Here is a 4,732-nt window from a genome sequence, read left to right on the forward strand (position 1 = left end):
CCGGCGCCACGCCTCCGTGCTCCCGCCGCCAAGCCTTCACCCAGTTATGCAGGGTGGTGTCGTGGATGTCCAACTCCCGGGCGACATGCGACACCGGACGATCCCCATCCAGCACCATGCGGACGGCCTCATCCTTGAACGCCTGCGAGTACGGGCCCTTACGTCGTGCCAACTACTGCTTCCTTCCGGTCACCCCAACCCTAGTTGGGGAGCTGTCCGGAAGATCTAGGGCACCTCAGTGCTTGATGAACGGCGGGTTGGCGTGGCAGCGCCTGCGCTGTTCATCGAACGTGGCCTGCTGCTCGGCAGGCCATTTCTCATACTCGGCGCGGCTGACCGGCTTCGGCCGAGGCGGTGCCGGGCGAGCGCAGTACTCACGCCGCTGCTCCTTGGTGCGTGGCTGCGCGACACGCTTTTTCATGCGCTGTCCGGGCCTCGCGGGGGTGCGCCGGGATCCCAGATCTCGAATTCCTCCAGGTCGGCCAAATCCACCACCGCTGCCTCCGCAGGCTCCTCCTCGGCGGCGGGAGGGACCAAGGCGAGCGCCGGGGGCGATTCCTCCTTGCGGAACTGGGCGCGAGCTTGATCGCGTTTGATGGCCCGCGCATCCTCGCGGGCCCGCAGCAGCTCGCGGCGGGTGCGCGCGGTCGCCGACTCAGGAGCGTCCATGCGGCGTTGCAGATCCACCAGGGCGTCGGCGATGTCCTGCTGACTCGGCTCCCGCAGCCCGCCCTCGTGCAGCAGTTTCCGGGCTTGTTCGACCATCCGCCAGGTGAACGGGATGGCCGGATCCGGCAGATGCGTCCAGAACAGCACGTGCCAGGCGCCTTCGAGGAAGATGAACACCCTGCTCGGATCACCGGGATGGTAGCGGATCGGCCACTTCCTGCCCTTGCCCGGGACCGGCGAGATCCCCCGCCGATAGTTGCCCAGGATCGGATCGTCATAGATGAGGTAGTCGCGCTGTACTCCCTCCGGGCGGATCACCCGGTACTCGATGGGCAGCCGCTTGCAGTAGTGGTGCGAACTCGGCGGGCAGACGATGTAGCCGTAGCGGGCCACCATCAGGCTGTAGGCCTGATTCGGTGACATCTCCAACTCGGGGAAACCGGGAACGATCAGCCCCGAATGCACCCGCCGCTGATAGACGGCCACCACGTACTCGGCGAAGAACTCCTCGAGCTCTTCCAGGCTCCACCGGGCCGCGTGCTCCACCAGTCGGCCCCTACTGGAGGTGTCGGAGCCCTTGTAGCCGGCGACATGCTTGGCGAAATCGGCATTCACAATGCCGAAAGCGCGCTCGACGTTGGCCTTGTCGGTGGGATTCGCCTTGCGGGCCAGACCTAAGTTGATCCCCAGATCCAGGCAGGCCTCGCGCAGTGCGTCCGACAAGTTGACCTTGGCGTGGTCGACCAGGATCTCCTCGGGCCAGATCACCGGCCGGGCTGCGGCCAGCTCCAGCCGCTCGTCCAACTCCACCTGCCGGGTGACGGGCAGGCGCAGCATGCGGAAGGCCAGCGCCTTCTGCCAGCCGGGCCGCATCGGCTCCGGCGTGATCGCGTCGTTGAGCAGCATCACCACGTCGACCGCCCGGGTGTCGCCGACCGTCATCCGCCAGGCCAGCAACGTCCGGGTCGCGACATCGATCGCCAGGACCACATGCACCGCGTGCGTAACGTCGCCGATCGGGTCGTAGGCGATCACGTCCAGCGGAGTGGCGTCGATCATCACTACCTGCCCCGGCCGCACCGCCGGGTCCGGCCGGTAGGAACGCTGCGGCCGCACCGCCTCGCTGCGCCGCGCTGTCGCCCGGCCGAAGGTGTACTGGCCCGGCAGCAGAACTTCGACATAGCGGGCGACGGTCTTGGCCGAGGGGACCTTCACCACCTCGGGCCCGTGCTCGTGATCTAGCCGATCCTGCAGGCGACGGTGGAACCGGTTCAGGCTGCCGGTGGAGTCCTCGCGCTCACCGACCCTGTGTTGAGCGAGGATCGCGTCCAGCACTCGCGGATCGGCGCGGGCCAGCGGATCGTGAACCTCGGCGCCGCGCCCGTCGATCAAGCCTTTGCGCTTTTCCTCGCGATAACGTTGCAGCTTGCGCCATAGGGTCCGCTCTCCCATGCCGAGTTCGACGGCCTTGGCCGCCAGCCGATCGCTCAGTCTTGGCACCAGGGCTGGATCATAGGACGGGAGTGGTTCCCCCGGCTCCGCCTGATCTGGGTCGCCGCTGCGATAGCCCTTCCACATCTCGTTCAGGTGCGCTTCGAGGTCACGCAGTATCGCCGCTTTACCCTCGGCGAGACCATCCAGCAACGCCCCGGGATCGACGTTGGACGAGGGCAGCTCGACGGAGCCTTCGCTCAGCAGCCGGAACCCTGGCGCGGCCATCAGGTGCGAGATATAGATGGCCGTCCACTGACCGTCAGCGGAGTGCAGGTGGACATCACTGCCGCTGTGGCCAACCACCTGGTGACGCTCGTCGTCGAACCATACCCACGTGCCCATGGCCAGCCGCCGACCACTCGCCTCGCCAGACGCGCTCACCGTCGCGCTCCGGCGTCGCTACTTTTTGAAGCAGCCCAGACCAGCGTGGTGTCCTCCAGCGGGCGTGACAGGTCCGCAGCCAGCTCGCCGGTCCAGCACAGGTGCAGCACGACCGCGCGGGCCACCAGCGGTTCGGCGGTGAAGCTGACCAACTGCCCCAAGGGCACCGGCTTGCCGGCCAGGGCCATCAGTTGCGTGCGGTAGTCGCTCACGCCCGCCATCTCACGGCGATATCCCGCCAACGTCAGCACATTGATCGTGCGCTGCCGCTCGGGTGGCTCGCCGACCAGCTCATAGCCCCAGCCTGCGACCGCGCAGCAGGCCGCGACCCGTTCCGCAGCCGCCCTCACCCTCGTATCGGCCAGCCGGCCGGGATTCTTGACCTCCATCACCGTCGCCGAGCCGTCCAACCGGCGGACGAACAGGTCCGGGGTCGCCTTCCAGGTGCCGCGATCGTCCACGCCGAACAGTTGCATGGGCTGGCCAGAGAAGCCGCTCACCTCTTGGTCGAAGTCCAGCAACGTCATCCAGACGCTCTCCAGATGCGACTCGCAGTCGATCATCCGGTTCGTGGTCGAGGACCAATGCGTGCTCGGCGTATGTGCCTGATCGGCGCGGCGCGGAATCCGCCGGATAGCGCTGCAGTTCTCGAAGGCCACCCCGGCGGCATCTTCCAGCGAACATCGCTCTTCTTGCCCGTCGGGGTGCAGGTAGCGGACCTGGACGCTGCGGAGCTGCAGGTCGGCCGCCAGCTTCATCGCGCCTCCACAAACCGTAGGAGCGCCGCTCGTAGCCGTCCACAAGTCGGCCACGCCCGGTGGACTACTGTGACGCAAGTCACGGTAGTGCCCTGTGGTCGCCTCTGTCCTCGCTTTCCCTGCTATAGCGCGTCAATTCAGGCCCATTGGCCACAGGCCAGTCGATTCACCGCCATTCCACTCCTCCCCGCCTCGCTCACGACCGGCGACCGCGCCGAGGCATTGCATCCAGGGCTGCTGCAAACACGGAGGGCAGATCCAATTCCGCCAGCGGATCCGGACGCCGCCCATTCCACCTGATCCGCGCGGCTGCGGCGAGTGACTTCAGCCTGGTCGCCAACTCCGACTCCCCCTCCACGGCGACCACTTCTATGGCCACTGCCAGCAATCCCGCTGCGACCAGCGCTGTCTGCGGAAGCATCCCGAAGCGGCCCGCTGACCCTGCCCGGTTCCACCGGTGCCCCAGGGCTTCTGCGGCCACTGCCCTCCGGCCATCAGGCGACATCGCATCAAGCAGAGGCAGAACGTCCGGCATTCCCAAGCGGACCAGCATCGCAACGGCTTTCAACGCCGCGAACCACTGCCCGGCGTTCACCACTTGGCCCGCGATCAGCGCAGGCCGGCGGCGCGTCGCCACCTCAAGCATCATCTGTTGCGCGTGGACGAGTTCGTTGCTCACCGCACTCGGTCTGATCTGCGGGATCGATTGATCACAAACGCCCCCGCTAAGGATCGCGCCGCATTGCAACGGAGTAGGTACCCGTGTGCGGGACAGGCCGCGCGGCTGGCCAGCCGGACCCCGTCGTATGCGTACGCGACAGGTTGGGCAGTGATCCATCAGCAGCACCCGATGGATCGGACATACCGCGGCCCAGCCCAGCTTCCACCACACCTGCCACGCTCCCCCCGAGGTTGCCAAGCACTCCGAGCAAGCCCGGCTGCCGAAGAACTGCGCCCACTCACGAGCCTCCGCCCGGCGGAGTGACTCCTTGTCGCCCACACGGACGCCCGCCAGGTCCACAGCGGAGCCGTTGAACACATCCAGGTGCAGTTCGCGTACAGTTTCGGCGCCCACCCCTGTGACAGCCGCGATGGCCAGGTGCACCTCCGGAGTCGCAACGATGCCGTAGGCCAACGAGCGAACATCGCCCGACACCGCGCGTACATCCAGCCCCAAAGACTCGACGATCGTCCACGGCGGGCATCCGTTCCGCACGGCCATCCGATCAACCCAAGACGCGAACGACTCACCAGACACAGGAGCGACCACTAACGCCAACCGCCGAGGCCAGACAGCCATCACTGTCCTGTCTCAATCGAGTTGGCGTAGAGGCATAGCTCTGACCTGCTGTACGCCAACTTAAGTGAGACGCCTGGACGCGCGGTTGTCTCATACAGGGTGGCGCGCGCGGTGTTTCGTCTCATCGACC

5 protein-coding genes are annotated in these 4,732 nt (G+C 66.7%); all 5 read right to left on the minus strand.

Annotation, left to right across the window (positions count from 1 at the left end):
• Nucleotides 1-172 (minus strand): transposase (locus EJK15_RS78355; RefSeq protein WP_138718588.1); only part of this gene is annotated, 172 nt, incomplete at its 3' end.
• A gap of 63 nt (nt 173-235) precedes the next feature.
• Nucleotides 236-421: a hypothetical protein gene (locus EJK15_RS67710; RefSeq protein WP_138720672.1), complete on the minus strand. Its 186-nt coding sequence runs from the start codon at nt 419-421 to the stop codon at nt 236-238.
• A complete protein-coding gene (locus tag EJK15_RS67715; RefSeq protein WP_138720673.1) occupies nt 418-2,544 on the minus strand; it encodes a DDE-type integrase/transposase/recombinase in 2,127 nt (708 codons plus the stop codon). The genes EJK15_RS67710 and EJK15_RS67715 overlap by 4 nt, the downstream gene beginning before the upstream one ends.
• A complete protein-coding gene (locus EJK15_RS67720; RefSeq protein ID WP_138720674.1) occupies nt 2,541-3,302 on the minus strand; it encodes a TnsA-like heteromeric transposase endonuclease subunit in 762 nt (253 codons plus the stop codon). The genes EJK15_RS67715 and EJK15_RS67720 overlap by 4 nt, the downstream gene beginning before the upstream one ends.
• 196 nt (nt 3,303-3,498) lie before the next feature.
• Nucleotides 3,499-4,602 carry a TniQ family protein gene (locus EJK15_RS67725; protein WP_138720675.1) on the minus strand — a complete coding sequence of 368 codons (1,104 nt, stop codon included), beginning with the start codon at nt 4,600-4,602 and terminating at the stop codon, nt 3,499-3,501.
• Between the last annotated feature and the right edge of the window lie 130 nt (nt 4,603-4,732).

It is taken from the genome of Nonomuraea basaltis (assembly GCF_005893125.1).
GTDB lineage: Bacteria > Actinomycetota > Actinomycetes > Streptosporangiales > Streptosporangiaceae > Nonomuraea > Nonomuraea basaltis.

Bases quoted from the DNA above. Each gene is read 5' to 3' on its own strand.
- EJK15_RS67710 (WP_138720672.1), bottom strand. From the start codon at position 421: ATGAAAAAGCGTGTCGCGCAGCCACGCACCAAGGAGCAGCGGCGTGAG.
- EJK15_RS67720 (WP_138720674.1), bottom strand. From the start codon at position 3,302: ATGAAGCTGGCGGCCGACCTGCAGCTCCGCAGCGTCCAGGTCCGCTAC.
- EJK15_RS67725 (WP_138720675.1), bottom strand. From the start codon at position 4,602: ATGGCTGTCTGGCCTCGGCGGTTGGCGTTAGTGGTCGCTCCTGTGTCT.